This window comes from Bacillus stratosphericus (assembly GCF_020524495.1).
GTDB classification, from domain to species: domain Bacteria; phylum Bacillota; class Bacilli; order Bacillales; family Bacillaceae; genus Bacillus; species Bacillus stratosphericus_B.
The window spans coordinates 31,508-50,511 of record NZ_JAIVLB010000024.1; the positions used below are offsets into that span (position 1 = coordinate 31,508).

General features: G+C 40.9%; 23 protein-coding genes, 1 pseudogene and 2 riboswitches. Of the genes and pseudogenes, 9 read left to right on the plus strand and 15 right to left on the minus strand.

Annotation, left to right across the window (positions count from 1 at the left end):
- Positions 1 to 9: 9 nt before the first annotated feature.
- The 5 genes from LC033_RS10985 to LC033_RS11005 form a co-directional block, all read right to left on the minus strand.
- Positions 10 to 294, minus strand: a complete 285-nt coding sequence (locus tag LC033_RS10985) for a YqhV family protein (RefSeq protein WP_226568290.1) — start codon at positions 292 to 294, stop codon at positions 10 to 12.
- 174 nt (positions 295 to 468) lie between these two features.
- Positions 469 to 1,026, minus strand: coding sequence for an elongation factor P (gene efp, locus LC033_RS10990; protein ID WP_226568291.1), 558 nt, complete (start codon positions 1,024 to 1,026; stop codon positions 469 to 471).
- 25 nt (positions 1,027 to 1,051) lie between these two features.
- Entirely contained in the window at positions 1,052 to 2,113 is a 1,062-nt protein-coding gene (locus LC033_RS10995; protein WP_226568292.1) for a M24 family metallopeptidase, read from the minus strand.
- Positions 2,110 to 2,553 (minus strand): type II 3-dehydroquinate dehydratase, encoded by a 444-nt coding sequence (gene aroQ, locus LC033_RS11000; protein ID WP_226568293.1) that lies wholly within the window; start codon positions 2,551 to 2,553, stop codon positions 2,110 to 2,112. The genes LC033_RS10995 and aroQ overlap by 4 nt, the downstream gene beginning before the upstream one ends.
- Before the next feature lie 108 nt (positions 2,554 to 2,661).
- Positions 2,662 to 3,189 (minus strand): YqhR family membrane protein, encoded by a 528-nt coding sequence (locus tag LC033_RS11005; RefSeq protein ID WP_226568294.1) that lies wholly within the window; start codon positions 3,187 to 3,189, stop codon positions 2,662 to 2,664.
- A gap of 220 nt (positions 3,190 to 3,409) precedes the next feature.
- Here LC033_RS11005 and LC033_RS11010 point away from each other — a divergent pair, with 220 nt between their 5' ends.
- Complete coding sequence (locus LC033_RS11010; protein WP_226568295.1) at positions 3,410 to 4,366, plus strand: DUF1385 domain-containing protein; 957 nt, start codon at positions 3,410 to 3,412, stop codon at positions 4,364 to 4,366.
- Between the two features lie 38 nt (positions 4,367 to 4,404).
- Positions 4,405 to 4,800 (plus strand): SA1362 family protein, encoded by a 396-nt coding sequence (locus tag LC033_RS11015; RefSeq protein WP_226568296.1) that lies wholly within the window; start codon positions 4,405 to 4,407, stop codon positions 4,798 to 4,800.
- Here LC033_RS11015 and LC033_RS11020 read toward each other — a convergent pair.
- The 3 genes from LC033_RS11020 to lipM form a co-directional block, all read right to left on the minus strand.
- On the minus strand, positions 4,797 to 5,672 hold the full coding sequence (locus LC033_RS11020; protein ID WP_226568297.1) for a patatin-like phospholipase family protein: 876 nt from the start codon (positions 5,670 to 5,672) through the stop codon (positions 4,797 to 4,799). The two genes, LC033_RS11015 and LC033_RS11020, sit on opposite strands and share 4 nt — an antisense overlap.
- A 103-nt stretch (positions 5,673 to 5,775) precedes the next feature.
- Entirely contained in the window at positions 5,776 to 6,210 is a 435-nt protein-coding gene (mntR, locus tag LC033_RS11025; RefSeq protein ID WP_226568298.1) for a transcriptional regulator MntR, read from the minus strand.
- 85 nt (positions 6,211 to 6,295) lie between these two features.
- Positions 6,296 to 7,132, minus strand: a complete 837-nt coding sequence (lipM, locus tag LC033_RS11030; protein ID WP_226568299.1) for an octanoyltransferase LipM — start codon at positions 7,130 to 7,132, stop codon at positions 6,296 to 6,298.
- A 222-nt stretch (positions 7,133 to 7,354) separates the two neighbouring features.
- Here lipM and LC033_RS11035 point away from each other — a divergent pair, with 222 nt between their 5' ends.
- Together LC033_RS11035 and LC033_RS17280 are read left to right on the plus strand one after the other, a co-directional pair.
- Positions 7,355 to 7,735, plus strand: coding sequence for a rhodanese-like domain-containing protein (locus LC033_RS11035; RefSeq protein WP_226568311.1), 381 nt, complete (start codon positions 7,355 to 7,357; stop codon positions 7,733 to 7,735).
- Positions 7,736 to 8,143: 408 nt separating this feature from the next.
- A pseudogene (locus LC033_RS17280) lies at positions 8,144 to 8,281 on the plus strand (IS3 family transposase); the annotation flags it as partial.
- A 52-nt stretch (positions 8,282 to 8,333) separates the two neighbouring features.
- Here LC033_RS17280 and gcvPB read toward each other — a convergent pair.
- The 3 genes from gcvPB to gcvT are packed head-to-tail and all read right to left on the minus strand — an operon-like array spanning position 8,334 to position 12,247.
- The gene (gene gcvPB / locus LC033_RS11045; protein ID WP_226568300.1) at positions 8,334 to 9,794 is read right to left on the minus strand and encodes an aminomethyl-transferring glycine dehydrogenase subunit GcvPB; all 1,461 of its coding nucleotides are present in this window, start codon (positions 9,792 to 9,794) and stop codon (positions 8,334 to 8,336) included.
- Positions 9,787 to 11,133 carry an aminomethyl-transferring glycine dehydrogenase subunit GcvPA gene (gene gcvPA / locus LC033_RS11050; RefSeq protein WP_226568301.1) on the minus strand — a complete coding sequence of 449 codons (1,347 nt, stop codon included), beginning with the start codon at positions 11,131 to 11,133 and terminating at the stop codon, positions 9,787 to 9,789. Before gcvPA ends, gcvPB begins: the two co-directional genes overlap by 8 nt.
- A 16-nt stretch (positions 11,134 to 11,149) precedes the next feature.
- Entirely contained in the window at positions 11,150 to 12,247 is a 1,098-nt protein-coding gene (gene gcvT, locus LC033_RS11055) for a glycine cleavage system aminomethyltransferase GcvT (RefSeq protein WP_226568302.1), read from the minus strand.
- A 104-nt stretch (positions 12,248 to 12,351) separates the two neighbouring features.
- Positions 12,352 to 12,444: riboswitch (glycine riboswitch) on the minus strand.
- A gap of 3 nt (positions 12,445 to 12,447) precedes the next feature.
- Positions 12,448 to 12,555: riboswitch (glycine riboswitch) on the minus strand.
- Between the two features lie 249 nt (positions 12,556 to 12,804).
- Here gcvT and LC033_RS11060 point away from each other — a divergent pair.
- The 4 genes from LC033_RS11060 to sinR all read left to right on the plus strand — a co-directional run bounded on the left by LC033_RS11060 (position 12,805) and on the right by sinR (position 16,009).
- Positions 12,805 to 14,487 (plus strand): DEAD/DEAH box helicase, encoded by a 1,683-nt coding sequence (locus LC033_RS11060; protein ID WP_226568313.1) that lies wholly within the window; start codon positions 12,805 to 12,807, stop codon positions 14,485 to 14,487.
- A 3-nt stretch (positions 14,488 to 14,490) separates the two neighbouring features.
- A complete protein-coding gene (locus tag LC033_RS11065; protein WP_226568303.1) occupies positions 14,491 to 15,288 on the plus strand; it encodes a YqhG family protein in 798 nt (265 codons plus the stop codon).
- Positions 15,289 to 15,474: 186 nt separating this feature from the next.
- The gene (locus tag LC033_RS11070) at positions 15,475 to 15,597 is read left to right on the plus strand and encodes an anti-repressor SinI family protein (protein ID WP_226568304.1); all 123 of its coding nucleotides are present in this window, start codon (positions 15,475 to 15,477) and stop codon (positions 15,595 to 15,597) included.
- 76 nt (positions 15,598 to 15,673) lie between these two features.
- A complete protein-coding gene (gene sinR / locus LC033_RS11075; protein ID WP_226568305.1) occupies positions 15,674 to 16,009 on the plus strand; it encodes a transcriptional regulator SinR in 336 nt (111 codons plus the stop codon).
- Between the two features lie 67 nt (positions 16,010 to 16,076).
- Here the strand turns inward: sinR and tasA are convergent, their stop codons facing one another.
- The 3 genes from tasA to tapA are packed head-to-tail and all read right to left on the minus strand — an operon-like array spanning position 16,077 to position 18,088.
- Positions 16,077 to 16,877 carry a biofilm matrix protein TasA gene (gene tasA, locus LC033_RS11080; RefSeq protein WP_226568306.1) on the minus strand — a complete coding sequence of 267 codons (801 nt, stop codon included), beginning with the start codon at positions 16,875 to 16,877 and terminating at the stop codon, positions 16,077 to 16,079.
- 57 nt (positions 16,878 to 16,934) lie between these two features.
- On the minus strand, positions 16,935 to 17,507 hold the full coding sequence (gene sipW, locus LC033_RS11085) for a signal peptidase I SipW (protein ID WP_226568307.1): 573 nt from the start codon (positions 17,505 to 17,507) through the stop codon (positions 16,935 to 16,937).
- A 53-nt stretch (positions 17,508 to 17,560) separates the two neighbouring features.
- A complete protein-coding gene (gene tapA / locus LC033_RS11090) occupies positions 17,561 to 18,088 on the minus strand; it encodes an amyloid fiber anchoring/assembly protein TapA (protein WP_226568308.1) in 528 nt (175 codons plus the stop codon).
- A 299-nt stretch (positions 18,089 to 18,387) separates the two neighbouring features.
- On the opposite strand from tapA, the gene LC033_RS11095 reads away from it, so the two are divergent.
- Positions 18,388 to 18,666 carry a DUF3889 domain-containing protein gene (locus LC033_RS11095; RefSeq protein WP_226568314.1) on the plus strand — a complete coding sequence of 93 codons (279 nt, stop codon included), beginning with the start codon at positions 18,388 to 18,390 and terminating at the stop codon, positions 18,664 to 18,666.
- A 59-nt stretch (positions 18,667 to 18,725) separates the two neighbouring features.
- On the opposite strand, the gene LC033_RS11100 is transcribed toward LC033_RS11095, so the two are convergent.
- The coding region (locus tag LC033_RS11100) for an IS3 family transposase (RefSeq protein ID WP_226567894.1) at positions 18,726 to 19,004 on the minus strand (279 nt) is incomplete at its 5' end.

The window sequence follows — 19,004 nt, forward strand, 5'->3', positions numbered from 1 at the left end:
TAAGCCATTTCACTTATAAATCCCAACAACAATAAACACGACACCAATGAAAATAAACACAAGCTTTGCATAGGATAACTGCCCTGCAATTTGATAGATTCCAATCGTCATGGTGATAATAAAAATGAGCGGTCCGATGATCGCCAATATACTATTGATGACAACCGCCTTGCGTACATCATTTGTGATTAAAATAAGGATGGCGGCCGTCAGTTCAATGGTTGCAGATAAAAACCTCATGCCTGCCATTGCAGCCACTGACGGGTGTATGCTCGGGAAAAGAAATTGTTTCATATAGAACCTCCAGCTTTTTTTACACTATATGCTTGACTAGCTAGAAGTAGTCTTGTTTTTCAGAAGGAAGAGAGAGGGATGAGAGAATAGAGTGAGGGTTGTCATGACGAAGAGACATATTTTTTTCAATAAAAAAAGACTGTAAACACGAGGTTTACAGTCTTTCTTCGTTCATTACGCTCTTGATACGTAAGAACCGTCAGATGTATTAATCACTAGTTTATCTCCTTGGTTGACAAAGAAAGGAACGTTGACGATTAAACCAGTTTCAGTTTTCGCAGGTTTTGATCCACCTGATGTTGTATCACCTTTAATACCAGGCTCTGTTTCTACTACTTCTAGCTCTACAGTGTTTGGAAGTTCAACTCCAAGTGTCTCAGCACCGTACATCACGATTTGAACGGACATATTTTCAAGCAAGTATTTCAGCTCATCTTTAACTTGTGCTTCGCTTAGTTCAAGCTGCTCGTATGAGCTTGTATCCATGAATACATGCTGGTCACCATTTGCATACAAGTATTGCATTGTTTTTGTTTCAATTTGAGCTTTCGCTACTTTTTCACCTGCACGAAATGTTTTTTCTTGAATAGCACCCGTGCGCAAGTTACGCAGTTTAGAACGAACAAATGCTGCTCCTTTCCCTGGTTTTACGTGTTGGAAATCCACTACACGCCAAATACCGCCGTCCACTTCGATTGTCAGGCCTGTACGAAAATCGTTTACTGAAATCATTTTGTAATCCTCCTACATTTCACCATCATAATATGATAAGTTCTTTCGTTGAGTGGGTCAATCGTTTATTGCCGTCAGCTGTCAGGACAATATCGTCCTCAATTCTCACGCCGCCGACGTTCGGCAAGTATATGCCCGGCTCAACTGTCACAACCATTCCCTCTTCTAACACAACCTCTGAGCGTGAGGAAAGACCAGGCGCTTCATGTACTTCCATACCAAGCCCGTGTCCAGTCGAATGCCCGAAGTATTGACCGTATCCATGCTTTTCAATGATGTCTCGTGTGATGCGATCAGCTTCTTTCCCAGTTAAGCCTGGCTTGATTCTATCCACACCAGCGTTTTCTGCTTCTAATACGATTTGATAAATTTCCTTCAGCTTGTCGCTTGGTGTTCCTACAGCAATCGTTCTTGTCATATCAGAACAATAGCCTTTATAGTAGGCACCGAAATCAAGTGTCACCAAATCACCAAATTCAATCACCTTTTCACTCGCTCTCCCGTGAGGCAGGCTTGAACGAACGCCTGAAGCGACAATCATATCGAATGAAGATCCCTCAGCACCTTCTTTTCTCATGAAAAATTCAAGCTCGTTCATGACCGCAATTTCTGTCAGGCCCGGCTTGATGTAAGTGAGAATATAATCAAAGGCGCGATCTGCTATCTTCGCAGCTTCCTCTAATATCTTAATCTCTTCACTAGACTTAATCAAGCGCAAATTTTCAACTGATTCTGACACAGGAACAAGCTCTACACCGCCTGCTTTATTTGCATACTGCTGGTAAGTGGCAAATGTCATATGATTTTGTTCAAATCCAAGGCGTTTAACCCCAAATTCCTTTGCCGTTTGGACAGCTGTTTCCACAATGTTTCCTTTATGTTCAATGATGTCATAGCCTTTTACTTGGTCCTTGGCTTGCTCAGTGTAGCGAAAATCCGTAATAAAAGCTGCTCGATCTTTTGAGACGACTGAAAGTCCGGCTGATCCAGTAAAGCTGGTCATGTATTGTAAATTAAAGCTGCTCGTAATCACTAGACCATCAATCTCTAATTTGGTTAAAAGTTTTCTTAGTTTTTCAAGTTTCATGATACCGCTCCCCCTTCACTGACTAAATAACGAATCGCCAATTTATACCCTTCTAAACCAAGTCCAACAATTTGACCTTGGCATACTGGTGCAAGAACTGAATGATGGCGGAATTCCTCTCTCTTATGGACATTTGAAATATGTACTTCGATGACAGGTAAAGAAATACTTGCAATGGCATCTCTCAGCGCATAGCTATAGTGGGTAAAAGCACCCGGGTTAAACACGACGCCATCGTACTGATTCTCTGCTTCGTGGAGCGCATCAACCAAATCTCCTTCGTGATTCGATTGAAAGAATGTTAATTGGATACTTCCTCTTTCTGCAAATTGAAACAAATCCGTTTCTAAATCCGTCAGCGTTTTACTTCCGTAAACAGCAGGTTCCCTCTTGCCGAGTCTATTTAAGTTGGGCCCATTCAGTACAAGAAAATGAGGCATAAGATCACTCCTTCACCCTTATTCAATCTATCTCGATATCTGTTTCTTTTTTCTTAGAAACCTTTCGTTTCCAAAAATATTTTATCACATGAATGGGCGATTTACACTTTATTCTGTCTTTTTTCCAAGTGCTCTCGCAAGCTTCTGACTCGTTAATTCAATGTATTCAAATGAAATACTGTACCCAACAAACATGCCATATAAAATATATAGGCAAAATGTCGTGACAATGGTGCTTTGCTGCAAATCTTGTACTTGTTTCACATCTGGGAAAATAGGATTAAATACATAAAAAACAAGTACCCATAAAAGGGCGCCATAAATCAGTCCCATCCAAAACCCTTTGATCCGTTTTAAAAGACCGTAATAAATAAAGGCCGCTCCAATAGATAAAAGACCTAAAAGCACAATACTGATAAAAGTGCCAAGTCCGCCCTTTTTCCATTCTCCGAGCACAAATGGCTGCAAAAGCATATTTGGACTCACTTCTGAAAAATGAAACATATAGGTCAGAAACCCAATAAATCCCCAAAAGACACCACCAACAAAGCCTGTAGCGGCTGCTCTTGCCATCATAAATGACGTTTGCACTGTCTGATTTTTTTCTTCTTGGTTTTTCTTTTCATCACGTTTCATATGAACACCTCCAACAAGTAGTATGTCCAAAATGTCATAAAAAAAAGGATTTCGATGCGTTGGTGTAAAATTTTTATAAAAGGGTATACTGGCTAAAAAGAGGTAGATAGAATTCTAGTAGATAATCGACCTGTGAGCTAGTGATTTCCTCTCATTTCCTGTACAATAAAGGTATAAGGAAATGCATGTAAATTACAGGAAACAGGCAGGTTGATGAAATATGTCCAATCAAACAAAACCTCCAGCATATGGAGGGCAGGCAGTTGTCGAAGGTGTCATGTTTGGAGGTAAAAAGAACTATGTTACAGCGATTCGGCGTAAGGATCAGTCCATTGAATTTATGAAGCTTCCTCGGACCTCCAATAATCGAACCGCCTTTCTCAAGAAGATCCCATTTGTGAGGGGTATTGCTGCACTTGTTGAAGCAAGCGCAAAAGGCAGTAAGCACCTACACTTCTCCAGTGAGCGCTATGACTTAGATCCTTCTGAAGATCATTCTCTTGAAAAAGAACAAAAAGGCTCGAAATTATCGATGATCTTCGGCATTGCTGTGATCGGAGTTCTCTCTCTTCTCTTTAGTAAATTTGTTTTTACCCTAGTACCAGTCTTTTTGGCTGAACTTGTGCGGCCAATCTTTTCAGGAAACTTCGCACAAATAGCCGCTGAAACATTCTTTAAATTGGTCCTTTTGTTAGGCTATATTTACTTTATTTCCATGACTCCTTTAATTAAAAGGGTATTTCAATATCATGGGGCAGAACATAAAGTCATAAACTGCTATGAACAGAATCTTGACATCACAGTGGAAAATGTCCAAAGCCAGTCTCGCTTGCATTATCGATGCGGCAGCAGCTTTATTTTATTCACTGTCATTGTTGGAATGTTCGTCTATTTACTCGTACCGACAGATCCTTTATGGGTGAGAGTTCTGAACCGCTTGGCGCTCATTCCGGTTGTTCTGGGCATTTCATTCGAAGTGCTGCAGCTCACCAATAAACTCAGAGAAGTGCCAGTGCTAAAAGTGCTTGGCTATCCTGGCCTTTGGCTGCAATTGCTCACAACAAAAGAACCTTCTGACGATCAAGTCGAAGTAGCCATTGCAAGTTTTAATGAACTTCTTCGTTTAGAGGAAGCGTCTGAGAAACAAGCGTCAGATTCTGCTCATCAAGTGATCTAACTTATAAATCCGGTAAATTCCTTCGGAGGTGGACAGTTATGAATCGCCGAGTACATCCTGCTTTTACCATTATTTTCGCTTTAGGTATTTTGGGCTTTGTTTATTTACTCACAACGAACCCAGGCAGACTCTTTACGATGCTGCTATCAGTTGTGATCATTGGAGCGGTTGTGTTTTTCCTTTTTAGATGGCTGATGAATCGAAGAACTGGCACAGAAGGCAATCTTTATCGTAAAGCAGTCAAACAATCAAAACGTCGCTACCAGCAGTCTAAACCAAAAACGAAAAGCCAGATGAAAAATCGGGTCACTCATTTGCGAAGCGTGCCGACTGACCACAAGTCTAAGCCCGTCCTTCTCAAAAAGAAAAGCCAAACACATTTGACTGTGATTGAAGGCAAGAAAAACAAAAAGAAGAACCGTGCGTTATTTTAAAATGTCCAGCTTTTTAAAAATTGCTCGGCCTTCTGTCTACCTAGATCGAAAAGCGCCCTTTTCTTTTCTGTCATGAGATGAAAATCAGTGGCAATCACGTGTTCTACAGGAATAAAAATAATATGACGTTCGTGTTTTGTGGCAATATGTCTTTGGTCATGCGCACCACGCATTGTTTCAAAAAGAGCGCCAAACAGTTCAAACGCATTGCGGATGGAGTGTTGAGGGCGTTCTTTTTCGTTTGGGGTTAACGTGACACCAACGAACGGTCTTTTATTCTCTTCAGCAAATAACCAAATTGGAAAATTACTGAGTACTCCACCATCAACAATGGTACAAATTCCTTTTGAAGATTTTAGTTTGACTGGCTCGAAAAAGTACGGCAGGCTGCAGCTCATACGAATGGCTCGTGCAACGGAAAACCGTTCTGGATTTAAGCCATATGAAGGAAGGTCGTCTGGCAGTACGAGGATTTTTCCATTTGTTAAATCAGAAGCGACGATTTTCAACGAATCTTTTTTGAGATCCCCAAATACGGTGACTCCTTTTCTCTTTAAAACGTCTGTGAGCCATTTTTCTAGCCGGTCTCCTTTGTAAAGGCCAAGGCGCCAATAAATGGATACCCATCTAAGCATTTTAAACGGGATGAATTGACACCTGCGGTCAAGCAATTGATGCTCATCCATTTCATCTAAAAGCTCCCGAATCTCCTGACTTGTAAAACCTGCTGCGATCAGTGAAGCAATGATGGCTCCAGCACTTGTACCAGCAAGGCGGACAAATTGACATCCTCTCGCCTCAAGTGCTTCATAGGCACCTGCAAGTGCTGCACCCTTAATGCCTCCACCTGAGAACACACCATCTATTTTCATCAAGGAGCCCCCTTTTTATCATCACTATTAATAGTGTAGGAGCATTTGCTTTCAATTAGAACTTTATTCAAAAAGGACACCCCCAGCATGGGTGTCCTTTTTCTTAAGATTCTTGATTTGTTTGTTCGTTTTTCCTTTGAATCGCTTTCAGATGAATAGATCGCTCTTCGTTCTCTTCAAAGAATTGAACGAGATCACCAATGCGGTCAATACTGTTCCAGCTAAGATGATGTTCAATACCTTCTACATCATCATAAATTTTCTCTTCATCTACACCAATGATTCTTAAAAATTGTTCTAGTAGTTCATGTCTATATACGAGACGTTTTCCAATTTTTTTGCCTTTCGGGGTTAAAATCAGACCACGATATTTCTCATAAATGAGGTATTCATCTTTATCTAGCTTCTGAACCATTTTTGTTACAGAGGAGGGATGGACAGCTAGAGCTTCTGCAATATCAGATACTCTGGCATATCCTTTTTCTTCTATCAGCATATAAATTTGTTCAATATAATCTTCCATACTAGGTGTAGTCATAAAACCCCTCCAAAATGCACCTTTACTTAATAATTATAATAATTCTACACCATCGCCCATTAAAAAACAAGAAGTCTCCATCGTCTTAACGCTTGTAATTCCAATCATCTGAGGCATATTTCGTTTTGGCGAGATGGTGGACACTCGATAATTCTTCATCTGTCAGCTCATAAGGCACAAGCTCGATATTTAATCCTTTTTCAAACCCTCGTTTAAACGCAACACGCGCATCGTCTATCGTACATGTTCGGTCTGAGATTTCATTGATCGCGACCGCCTTGTTTTTAAAGCTCCGCTGCATCCGCTCTCTCACCCGATCGTTTGGATAAAGAAACAAATCGAACAATTTGTCCTCATCAAGATCAATTAAGATCGAGCCATGCTGGAGGATCACACCTTTTTGTCTCGTTTGAGCACTGCCTGCGACTTTTCTGCCTTCTACCACAAGCTCGTACCAGGAAGGGGCATCAAAGCATACAGAAGATCTTGGATTTTTTAAGCTTTCCTTTTCTTTTTCTGTACGAGGAATGGCAAAATACGCATCGAGTCCCAGTTCTTTAAAGCCCTCTAAAATACCTTCTGAAATGACGCGGTATGCCTCGGTCACCGTCGCCGGCATCTCTGGATGCTCTTCTGACACGATAACGCTGTAGGTTAGCTCCTGATCATGAAGAACCCCGCGGCCACCTGTTGGTCTGCGGACAAATCCAAGACCATAGCGTTCTACCGCTTCCATGTTGATTTCTTTTTCAACTTGCTGAAAATACCCAACAGATAATGTCGCCGGATTCCATCCATAAAAACGGATCACAGGCGGGATGAGCTTTTCACTATGCCAATAAAGCAAGGCTTCGTCCATTGCCATGTTAAAGGCAGGATCTTGGTTTCCTGTATCAATAAAACACCATTTCTCTTTTTGCATATAAAAATCCCTTCTCTTTTACGTAGTCAATGTTAGATGATGGTGGCAAGCCACCGGTTTTCTCTCTTCATCAGTCTATCAAATAGGGAAGGAATTGAAAATAATTCTTATCATTTATGATGACAAGTTTCTTTTGCTTTACTATAATAGTATTTGTCTAAAACGTACCATCAGGCAGACGCACTGTGCTGATGCTCAAGAAGGAGTCGAGTCGTATTGCCAATATTCAACTATATCGTCCTCTCACTTTGTGGACTTTTCGTTCTTTATTCCATCGGCAGTTACATTTATCAGCAGCGCATTATGAAAACGCTGACTGAAGCAGAATTTATTAAAGGCTATCGTAAAGCTCAACTCATTGATGTGAGAGAGCCAAATGAGTTTGAAGGCGGGCATATTTTAGGGGCAAGAAACATCCCCCTTTCACAACTAAAGCAGCGAAAAAATGAAATACGTCCTGACAAGCCTGTTTATCTTTATTGCCAAAATAACTTCAGAAGCGGAAAAGCAGCCCAAATTTTACGTAAAAACGGCTGTCGTGAGATTTGTAATTTAAAAGGCGGCTTTAAAAAATGGAGCGGCCGCATCAAAACAAAGAACTAACAAAAAAGACTCTGGGATTTACCGCTCCCTGATATTTTCCCCTTTAAGTAGACAGTGTAAAAAGCCCAATTTTCATAAGCGGCTGTTACACTATACTTGAAGGGGATTTTTTATGGCACATACAGGACAACATTTTCAATACTATACGAAAGAATTTAAGATGAAAGCTGTCAAAATGTACGAAGAATAGAAGCTATCACTCATTATCTGAAGCATCAGGTCTCAGAAGTTCAACTCAGCAAAAAAATTGGGTCAAAGGTCAGATAGAATACTTAAAAAAGCGTTATCCAAATCTTCACGGGGAGGACGGATTTTGAAGACTGCACGGTTTGAAGTTGTTCACGAATTAAAGACCCTTTATCTGTTGACATGGCTGGTGTATCCATGGCGTAAGAATCAAGGGTTTGAATCGAATCATTTTTCTCTCATCTCAAAACACTTCACAAGAGCATAGAAGATTACATTCAATTCTATAATCACGATCGATTCCAGAAAACATTAAACCAGTGTGCTCCGGTAGTATACCGTCACACACTGGCTACTTAGGCTTTTTATATGTGTCTACTTGACAGGAATAAGACCAAAATGTAGGGCTTTTTTATTTTCTCTCAAAAACAAGAACTGGATGACGCGCAGCCTTTGTTTCGTCCATTCGTTTGACAACTGTTGTATGCGGCGCTTCCTGCACCACTTCAGGATTCTCTTCTGCTTCTTTTGCAATCTGAATCATCGCTTCAATGAATGCATCAAGTGTCTCTTTTGATTCCGTTTCAGTTGGTTCGATCATGATACATTCTTCTACATTGAGCGGGAAGTAGATTGTTGGCGGATGATAGCCAAAATCAAGCAATCGTTTGGCAATATCAAGTGTCCGCACACCTAGTTTCTTCTGACGTTTACCTGAAAGAACAAATTCATGCTTACAGTGACGATCAAATGGCAAATCGTAATGAGCACTTAAGCGGCGCATCATATAGTTCGCATTTAACACAGCATGATCTGTTACAGCCTTTAGACCATCTGGGCCCATAGAGCGAATGTAAGCATATGCCCTGACGTTTATACCAAAGTTGCCATAGAACGGCTTGACGCGTCCAATTGATTCTGGACGATCATCGTCAAAATAAAAACGTTCTTCCTTCTTCACAAGCACTGGCTTTGGCAAGTACGGAATCAAATCCTCTTTCACTCCAACTGGACCTGAACCAGGACCTCCGCCTCCGTGTGGCCCGGTAAAGGTTTTATGAAGATTTAAGTGCACCACATCAAATCCCATATCCCCCGGTCTTGCTCTGCTTAAAACGGCATTCAAGTTCGCACCATCATAATAAAGCTTACCGCCAGCTCCATGAACGATTTCAGCCATTTCTAAAATATTTTCTTCAAAAAGACCGAGTGTATTGGGGTTTGTTAGCATGAGAGCAGCTGTTTCTTCATTCACGACACGTCGTAAATCCTCTAAATCAACAAGCCCCTTTTCATCAGATGCAACGGTAATCGTTTCAAATCCAGCCACTGTCGCAGATGCAGGATTCGTTCCATGCGCAGAATCTGGCACGATGACTTTTGTTCGTTTATGATCTCCTCTTGCTTCGTGATACGCACGAATCATCATGAGTCCCGTCCATTCGCCATGCGCTCCTGCCGCGGGCTGTAATGTCACAGCGTCCATTCCCGTTATTTCTTCAAGATGCTCACCAAGGTCATAAAGTAATTCTAATGCCCCTTGCACAGTGTCTGCCTCTTGGAGTGGATGAACCTGGGAGAAGCCTGCAAGACGGGCGACTTTCTCGTTAATCTTTGGATTATATTTCATCGTACAAGAGCCAAGAGGATAAAAACCGGAATCGACCCCATGATTACGTCTTGATAGTGCTGTGTAATGACGCATAATATCAAGCTCAGATACTTCGGGAAGCTCAGCATCCTCATGGCGGATGTACGTTTCATCAAATAAAGCTGGGAGCTCCTCTTCAGGTACATCTATATCAGGTAAGCTATAACCAATTCTTCCTTCTCTGGATAATTCAAAAATAAGCGGCTGATCTTGTTTATTCATGGCGATCCCCCAATTCCTTGATGAACGTATCAATTTCTTCTTTTATTCTTAGCTCTGTCACGGCCACAAGCATGTGCTCCTGGAGCTCTGGATAGTCTCGACCTAAGTCATAGCCACCGATAATCCCTTTTTTAAGCAATCGTTTATTGGCTTCTTTCACAGGCTCATTTAGCTTGATCACGAATTCATTAAAATGGGCTCCTTCTACATCAACCTGTAACCCGTGATTTGCCGCCTGCCTCTTGGCATAATGGGCTTTTTGCACGTTTTGATAGGCAATTTCTTTTATACCCTTTTTTCCAAGTGCCGTCATCGCAACAGAAGCGGCTAATGCATTTAATGCCTGATTGGAACAAATATTTGAAGTCGCTTTATCTCTTCGAATGTGCTGCTCACGCGCTTGAAGGGTGAGCACAAATCCACGAACGCCATTCTCGTCTTCTGTTTGCCCCACTAAACGCCCCGGTACTTTCCTCATTAATTTTTTCTTCACGGCGAAATACCCGCAATGAGGTCCGCCAAATGCAGCCGGGATGCCAAACGGCTGTGCATCACCAACGACAATATCTGCTCCAAGATTTCCTGGCGGCTTCAGTAAACCGAGAGCAAGCGGATTACTTGAGACAATAAACAGGCTTTTTCCTTTATGCGCAATCGGTTCAATGTCTTTTAGCGGTTCAACGACACCGAAAAAGTTTGGATATTGCACAAGGACAGCGGCTGTTTCGTCGCAGACAGCCGCTTCTAATGCAGCTACATCCGTCTGTCCTTTTCGCGCAGGAACCTCGACCACTTCGATATGCTGCCCTTTGGCATATGTTTTTAGCACCGCTCTTGATTCAGGATGAACCGTCTCAGAGACGACAATTCTTTTCTTCTTTGTATGTCCTGCAGCCAGCATCGCCGCTTCAGCTAATGCTGTTCCGCCATCATACATAGAGGAGTTTGCAAGATCCATACCAGTCATCTCAGCGATCATGGTCTGAAACTCAAAGATGGCTTGCAATTCACCCTGCGAAATCTCCGGCTGATAAGGTGTATACGCTGTATAAAATTCAGAACGTGAGATCACATGATCTACAATCACAGGCTGATAATGATCGTACACACCAGCACCAAGAAACGATGCATAGGAAACGGTATCCTTGTTCTTACCAGCAAGACGAGACAGCTCCCGCACAAGCTCTGTTTCAGATGCCGCTTCTTTAATATTGTATGCTCCTTTGAATCTTACTTTCTCTGGGATATCTGAAAAAAGCTCATCAATTGACTGAACGCCAATGACATCCAACATTTCTTTTTGACCTTGCTCTGTTTGCGGCAAATACCTATGCTTCATCCTCTATTCCCCCTGGTTATGTGGCTCTTTTATAAAATGGTGTGGCAACGATTTTGGCTTTTAGACGTTTTTTACGAACTTGCACTTCAACCTCTGTCCCAAGCTGTGCTTGAGATGTTTTGATCAAGGCAAGACCTACATTTTTCTTTAACGTTGGAGATTGTGTACCCGTTGTGACAAATCCAATCTGCTCCTCTCCTGAAAAGACCGGATAGGCTGTCCGCGGAATCCCTTTATCAATCATTTCAATCCCGACAAGCTTACGCTTCGTTCCCTCTTCTTTTTGTTTTTTAAGCACAGCTTTCCCAATAAAGTCTACTTCTTTATCCGTTTTGACAGCAAAACCAATCCCACCCTCTAATGGGGAAATGTCCTTTGTCAACTCCTGACCATAAAGCGGTAGTCTCGCTTCAAACCTTAAGGTATCACGTGCACCAAGCCCACACGGAATAAGTCCTTTTGGCTGACCCGATTCTAATAAAGATGACCAAATATGGACAACATCTTCTGCCAGGCAGTAGATTTCAAAGCCGTCTTCACCTGTGTATCCAGTTCTTGAGACAAGCACCTCTTTTTGAGCGACCTCAGCTTGTGATAGAAACGTAAATGGTTTGAGTGATGTCACCTCTTCATTCGCCACATCCTTTATGATGTCAGCAGCGAGTGGCCCCTGAAGTGCTAACAGGGCGATTTGGTCAGAGACGTTTTTGATTGACACATCATCTTCAATCTGATGGTTCAATAGCCAATTCACATCTTTTTCGATATTTGATGCATTAATAACAAGCAAATAGTTGTTCTTTTCTTTTTGATAGACGAGCAGGTCATCCACCGTCCCGCCATCTTCATAACACATAGCTGTATATAGTGCCTTACCGTCTGAGAGCTTAGACAGATCATTGGTTAATAACCTTTGTAAAAAAGGAAAGGCATCTTGACCTTTGACTTCTACCTCTCCCATGTGAGAGACATCAAAAAGCCCTGCTTTTGTTCTAACAGCTTCATGTTCTTCTTTAATGGAAGAAAATTGGACAGGTAATTCCCAGCCCCCGAAGTCAATGGTTTTTGCCCCAAACGTTTCATACGCATGAAAAAGCGGTGTTCGTTTCAACATTAATCGTTTCCCCCTTTTTTCTTACAGTGCAGAGCACAAGCTGAATTTTCAGAAAAAAATCACAGCAAAAAAGGACAGAGATCTTCCTTTTATCAAAAAGAAGTCTCTGTCCTTGCACCTGAAAGTTTACAGCACAACATCAATGTGCGTTTTCCCCTTTGGTGGTTTGCTCATAAAAAAGCAAACACTCTCCAGAGTTGCGTCCGGTAAGGGTACTTTTGCCTGAGAGATTCACTGAATCAATTCAGCTTGCTCCTTCGGCGCCTGCCAGTGCAAAATAACCGCCAAGTCTCTCCCCATACCATCATCCGCTCATATTCTTCACATTTATTGGACATACTATCAAAATGGGTGACTTATTCTCTAAATCACTTACCAACATCCTACCATTAGAAATGGATAGAGAGCAACAGAAAAATCATTAACATTTTTAAAATAAACATTCAATATCGTTCGTTTTTATTGATATATATAGTCTTTTAAAGACCTCTAAAAAATGAAGCGTTTAAAAACAGAACGATTTTATCATGATCCTACTAGAAAGGCAGGCGATGACATTGAAGATTCAAACGATTTTTGATCAGGATTGGACGAGTGAATTTCAGCAGCGGCTGGCATTAGATGGCCCCTGGGCGAACTGGGAAATGTACCGTTTAGCGACGCAGGTGCAGAAAGTCACAGCAATTGATTCATTCGAGGGCTTACAGGCTCCTGCGCACCTGCCTGCTTTCACTCCTTTAAAACACCAGCTCGAAGTAGCCAGAAGAGTCGTAGAAGAAATGAACGGAAAAGCCATTTTGGCAGATGAAGTGGGCCTTGGGAAAACCATGGAAGCAGGACTCATTATGAAAGAATACATGATTCGTGGACTGGCCAAAAAAATTCTCATTCTCGTACCCGCCTCCCTTGTGTCTCAGTGGGTACAGGAGCTTCGGACGAAATTTTACATTGATGCTGTCGAACAGAAAAAAAGCTATGTGTGGGAGCAGTGTGATGTCGTTGTTTCCTCAATTGATACTGCAAAAAGACAGCCGCATCGAGACACGATTTTATCAATTTCCTATGATATGGTCATTATTGATGAAGCACACAAACTGAAAAACAACAAAACAAAAAACTATGAGTTTGTGAGAAATTTGAATAAAAAGTTTTGCCTGCTGCTCACAGCAACGCCTATCCAAAATCGAATAGGGGAAATTTTTAATCTCGTTTCCCTTCTGAAACCAGGCCATCTAGGAAACGAACATCAGTTTAAAGATATCTTTGCCAAAAAAGACCTGCAGCTAGAAGACCATGACCGCTTAAAACAGTTAGTCAATAAAGTGATGATTCGTAACCGCAGGCAAGACACTGGCATGGAATGGTCAAAAAGACATGTGAAGACGATTTCCATTGATTTCTCTCCGACAGAACAAGCATTATATGATGAAATCTGCAAGCTAAAAGAGAACCCATCTTATACTAAACACATGTTTTCAATTATGACCTTGGAACGAGAATGCTGTTCAAGCCGCGAGGCGGTATATATGACGATCAAAAAAATGCAGGAAGAGGAAAAACATATTCTAGGATCTTCTGCCATCGCGCAAATCATGGAAAAAATCAACCAAGTTGAGCAAAATTCAAAGGCGCTCGAAGTGGTCAAACTCATTCAGCAGTTGAATGAGAAGGTCATTATTTTCACTGAATATCGTGCAACACAAATTTATTTACAATGGTTTCTTCAGAAAAATGGCATCAGCTCAGTTCCTTTTCGAGGTGGTTTTAAACGAAGTAAAAAAGACTGGATGAAAGATTTATTTAGAGAACGGGTTCAAGTGTTAATTGCCACGGAAGCTGGGGGGGAAGGGATTAACCTTCAGTTTTGTAACCAGATCATCAATTATGACCTTCCGTGGAACCCTATGCGTCTAGAACAGCGAATTGGACGTATTCATCGCCTTGGCCAAGAGCGTGATGTCCACATTTACAATATGGCAACGAACGGAACAGTCGAGGAACATATTTTAAAGCTTTTATATGAAAAAATTCAGTTGTTTGAAAACGTCATTGGCGATTTAGATGATATTTTAACCCGGATTGGTATCAAAGAGGCACAAAAAGAATTGCATCATATTCTCTTTCAGCACGAATCTGATGGAGACATGAAAAAGAAATTAACCCAGTTTGCATCGTATTTAACAGAAGCACAAACACCACTTTTAGAAAAAAAGACAGCAAGGCTCATAAAGGAGAGTTGATCAATGGAGCAGCGTGACATTCACACATTTCTTCTCCGTTTCTTTCAGGCGAATCAATGCGACATAATAGAAGAAAGTGCAGGACACCTAACCGTACAGCTGACAATAGAAATGGATAAATTGATTATGAACCGTCCTTTTTATTGGCACTGGCTCGAAAAAACTGGTGCTGTACCTGAGCCTAGGCAATTAACCTTAATCACCGATCAAAAAAAAGCTGGCGACACGGTTGAAGGTGAATTTATCCACTTCGGCTCCCCTCGTTTATTTCAAATATTCGAGGCTGTGAAACAGCAAGGAAGATTTATCCGGCTCTACGAAAGAGTGAAACCACTCACAAACAACCAGATCGCACTGGAGCCATGGCTTGGTCTCAATGTGAAAATATCTTACCTGGCAGACTGCAAGAAGGATAAGCTGCTATCACTTGGTCTTCATCTGATACGCGGGGAAGTCATAGAACAATTTCAAGATCAGCTGGAAACACGTGAGCTGTCGTCTCAAATCCCTGATTATTGTTTTACAATGAGTACAATGATCAAGCCTGAAAGTGGAGTCAAACGGCTCTATAGCCTAATGGAGCGTTATGCTTATGAGGAACCGGACGATTGGGCGGTGAAAGCTATTCAAAAGTGGAAGGAAGACTCGGAACTTTTAAACCAATTTTATGAAGGGACTTCAGACACATCTGTAGAATATGAAATAGAAAGACAAGCACTCAAAACTTTATACGAACCAAAAATCAGTCTTACGATTGAAAATGGAGGGCTTTTTTACTTACATCAAAAAAGAGGCGGTTAACTCATCGGTCTCCCCCTCTTCATGTTCATGTCACATACAATTTTCGATCAGTCAAGAACAAAGTTTGTCTGTTGTATTGGGCGGAAACATGACGCAAGCAAACTATGAGTTCTTACCACCTGTGTCTTTCCATTTAATGCGTTAGTGCCTGAAATACATGATTCAGTATTTTAGGAGGGTATTTGCATGGAAAAGAAAACGAACATATTAGACAGTGAATGGGTAAAATTATTAAACGAAGCTCGGAAGGCAGGACTAACAGTCGAGGAAGTCCGTCATTTTCTCAAATCAAACAAAAAAGTCCGCTGAGTCTCCCCCTCTGGTAAGAAGTCATTCTATCAAACCTTTCTGAATGTGCTATAATATCGAAAGGAAGGTGATGACATTGATTGGCCAGCGTATTAAACAATACCGCAATGAAAAAGGCTACTCACTATCAGAACTGGCCGAAAAGGCTGGGGTAGCGAAGTCTTATTTAAGTTCAATAGAAAGAAACTTGCAAACAAACCCCTCCATTCAATTTCTTGAAAAAATCTCCGCTGTTCTGGACGTCTCGGTTCATACACTGTTAAACGAAAAAGATGAAACCGAATACGATGGTCAATTAGATAGTGAATGGGAAAAACTAGTTCGAGATGCAATGACATCAGGGGTTTCGAAAAAGCAATTTCGTGAATTTTTAGATTATCAGATCTGGAAAAAAAAGCAATTGGAGGAGTAAAGCGCACGTTTTAGCGCATACTCCTCCAATTGCTATACAGAGCTCGATATCAGTCTAAACACTGGCTTTATTTTTTATCTTCGCTGTGTGCTTTTTCGTTTTCTTTCACGTATCCTTTTTCATTCGTATGCTTTTTGGGGTTGATCGTTAAACCATTCCACTGAGTCGCTTCGAAGGATAGATCAATTTGAATCGCATCGCCCTGGTATTTATTTTGGATATAGTGACCAGCTTTATCCTTCGTCTGGTCATTGACAAATTCAATGATCATTTCCATTTTATCGTAATCAAACGGATTCTTTGGAATGCCGTCATACTCTGGAGCTGTAGTTCCATCAACGGTTGCTACATTAATTTTACCACTTTCATGTAAAAACTTCTTATCAACGGCATGACGAAGCTTTTCAAATGCGGTCTGATCCTGTTTTGACGTTAATTGATGTAAGTCAAGCAGGTTTGCATGGTCTAAAATAATATTTTTTGGATATCCATTTCCACCTTCGGCTCCAACCGTTAGAACACTCACCTGAAATTGGCTGAGGAATTCTTCAGCAGTATTCTTACCGCCATTCATCGAGGAAGTTCCATCTTTAAACTCACTATAATCAAGACTCATCAGCACTTGATTAATCGCAAGTGATCCCTTATTCTCAAAATTAAATTCTTTCCTTATTCGGTCACCAGGTTTTAAGTTCGCAAGGTTGATGGCGCCGGAGTTTTCTTTTGCAGATAAATCCAGTTCTCCTGTAGAGTAGACCGCATTTGCCTTTTCTACATCATTAAACGCAGCCCACGTTCCCCCACCAATTAAAGCAAGGCCTAATGCCCCTGATAATACACCTAAACGAATCGATTTTTTTTTCCCCATGAATGAACCTCCTAATAAATTATTTTATTGAAACCTGATTAGGTTACAATCGAAAATTTACGCTTGTTCCTCTGACATATGTAACTCAGCCGCGTGTTTTCGATGTTTCGCTGCGCCTACAAAATGAAGCGCTGAGTAAACGAGCAACATAATGCCTGGTATTATAAGCAGCAAAGCTGTACCAGCCGAAGTCCCGGCATACGAAAGGAGCTTTCCTGCATAAGGAATGTTCACTCCTGTATACTGAGCAACCACTTGGTTCGCTTTTACCAGCGTACCGTCTTGATACATATTGTGGTCTCCTTTGGTCTCAAAGGCTTTATTTGTTCCATTTCCTTTCTCCCCAACAATTCGGTGGGTCACAAAGGACTGGTCTTGATTCGTTTGAAAAGTGATAATATCCCCTTTTTTGAGCGTCTCAGGTGAAGTCACATGTTTCACCACAATCAAAGAACCAGCAGAGAATTCTGGTTCCATTGAGCCAGATAATACTTGCTTAAATTGATAACCGAAAATTTGAGGATCACCGCCTGTTGTTCTTGATGACAACACGACAATAATACATGCAATCATCATAGTAAACACGATACCGTAAAGAATACTCCCAGTCATTTTCATCCATTTTTTCATATCCTTTCTCCCCTTCGCACAACATATTTTTCTCATTCAGGAGGCCACTCCATTTAGGTCAATTTTTCTTGGCAACAAGAGAGCTGCATATGATTAGACCAAAAGAATGGTTTTTCAGATGCGCCAAATCCTTTAGGATAATAGATTTTAAAGGCATAAATTCCGTTCGTTTTTGCTTTATCTGTCGTTACGATTGTCGTTTCTTCTCTTGAAAGCTTTTGGATAAAACCCTTTTCAAGGATATGGCCGTCTTGTAATGGTGTCTTCTTGCTTTTTACTTTGTGTAATTCCCACATCCATTCAGAGTGTCTCATATGTTGTCCCGTATTTTGCAGTGTCATGCTTAGCTTTTGAGGCGCACAAACTGTTCCTTTGATCATCGTTTGATCTATGAGCTTCAAATGACTTCTATCCCATTTCTTTGGCTGACAATGCTGATCTGTCAGTTCAAAATTTTCACATGTCTTCATAACAAAGCTTGAATGCTCGACATCATTAAAAGAAGCATTAGTAGGTGTGATCAGAAGAGATGTAAAAATCAAACAAATGGCACAAAAGAGTACAAAGAGCGACTGTTTCATTAATTCTTTCAACTCCTTGAACAACTGTTCTTTAAAAAGAACATTTACATTCAGTATAAGGATATACCCATAAAACCCAAAACCCCAAATCAGTCCATTTTGTTCTTAAACAAGAACCTTTACGGGAAAATTCTTTAATTTTCTCATTCTCTCTTCATATTCATATTTTTTTCCATGACATTTATACTTATTAAAAATTTACATAAAAGTGTAGGATTTGGTCAGGATAATAATTGGTGAGGTGATGTTAATTGAAATATGGAAGAATCATGATCATACTCAGTTTACTGTTGGGTCCTATGATACAAGACGCCAAAATCACGGATGCGAGAGTATTCAGTATTGCCACTGATCAATGGGAAACGAGGGCAGTCAAAGAAGCAAAGAAAAGATACCCGTTAGCTCATGTTTTATTTAAACAAAAAGTATGGGACCGGCATCGGGAGAAAGAATCTGTGAAACAATATCATATTACGTTAAAAGATCATTCAAAAGAATTTGGAGTATTTGTCACCATTTCCTATAATCCTTACTCAAACAAGGTCAATAAAGTGATTGTCGTTGAAGAATACAGCTAAATGGCAAAAAAAACCGCCTGCTTGGTCTTATCCCTGTCAAGTAGACAATTATAAAAAGCCTAACCTGCCAGTGTGTGACGGTATTCTACCGGAGCACACTGGTTTAATTTTTTCTGGAATCGATCGTGATTATAGAATTGAATGTAATCTTCTATGCTTTTATGAAGCTCTTTTTCCGTTTGACACGAAGAAAAGTAAGTGTTCTCTGTTTTGAGATGGGAGAAAAATGATTCGATACAGGCATTATCTAGGCAGTTTCCCCTTCGGGAATGACTGCCCTTCAAACCAACGTTTTCTAGTCGCTTTTGATATGCTTTTGTTGTGTATTGGAATCCTTG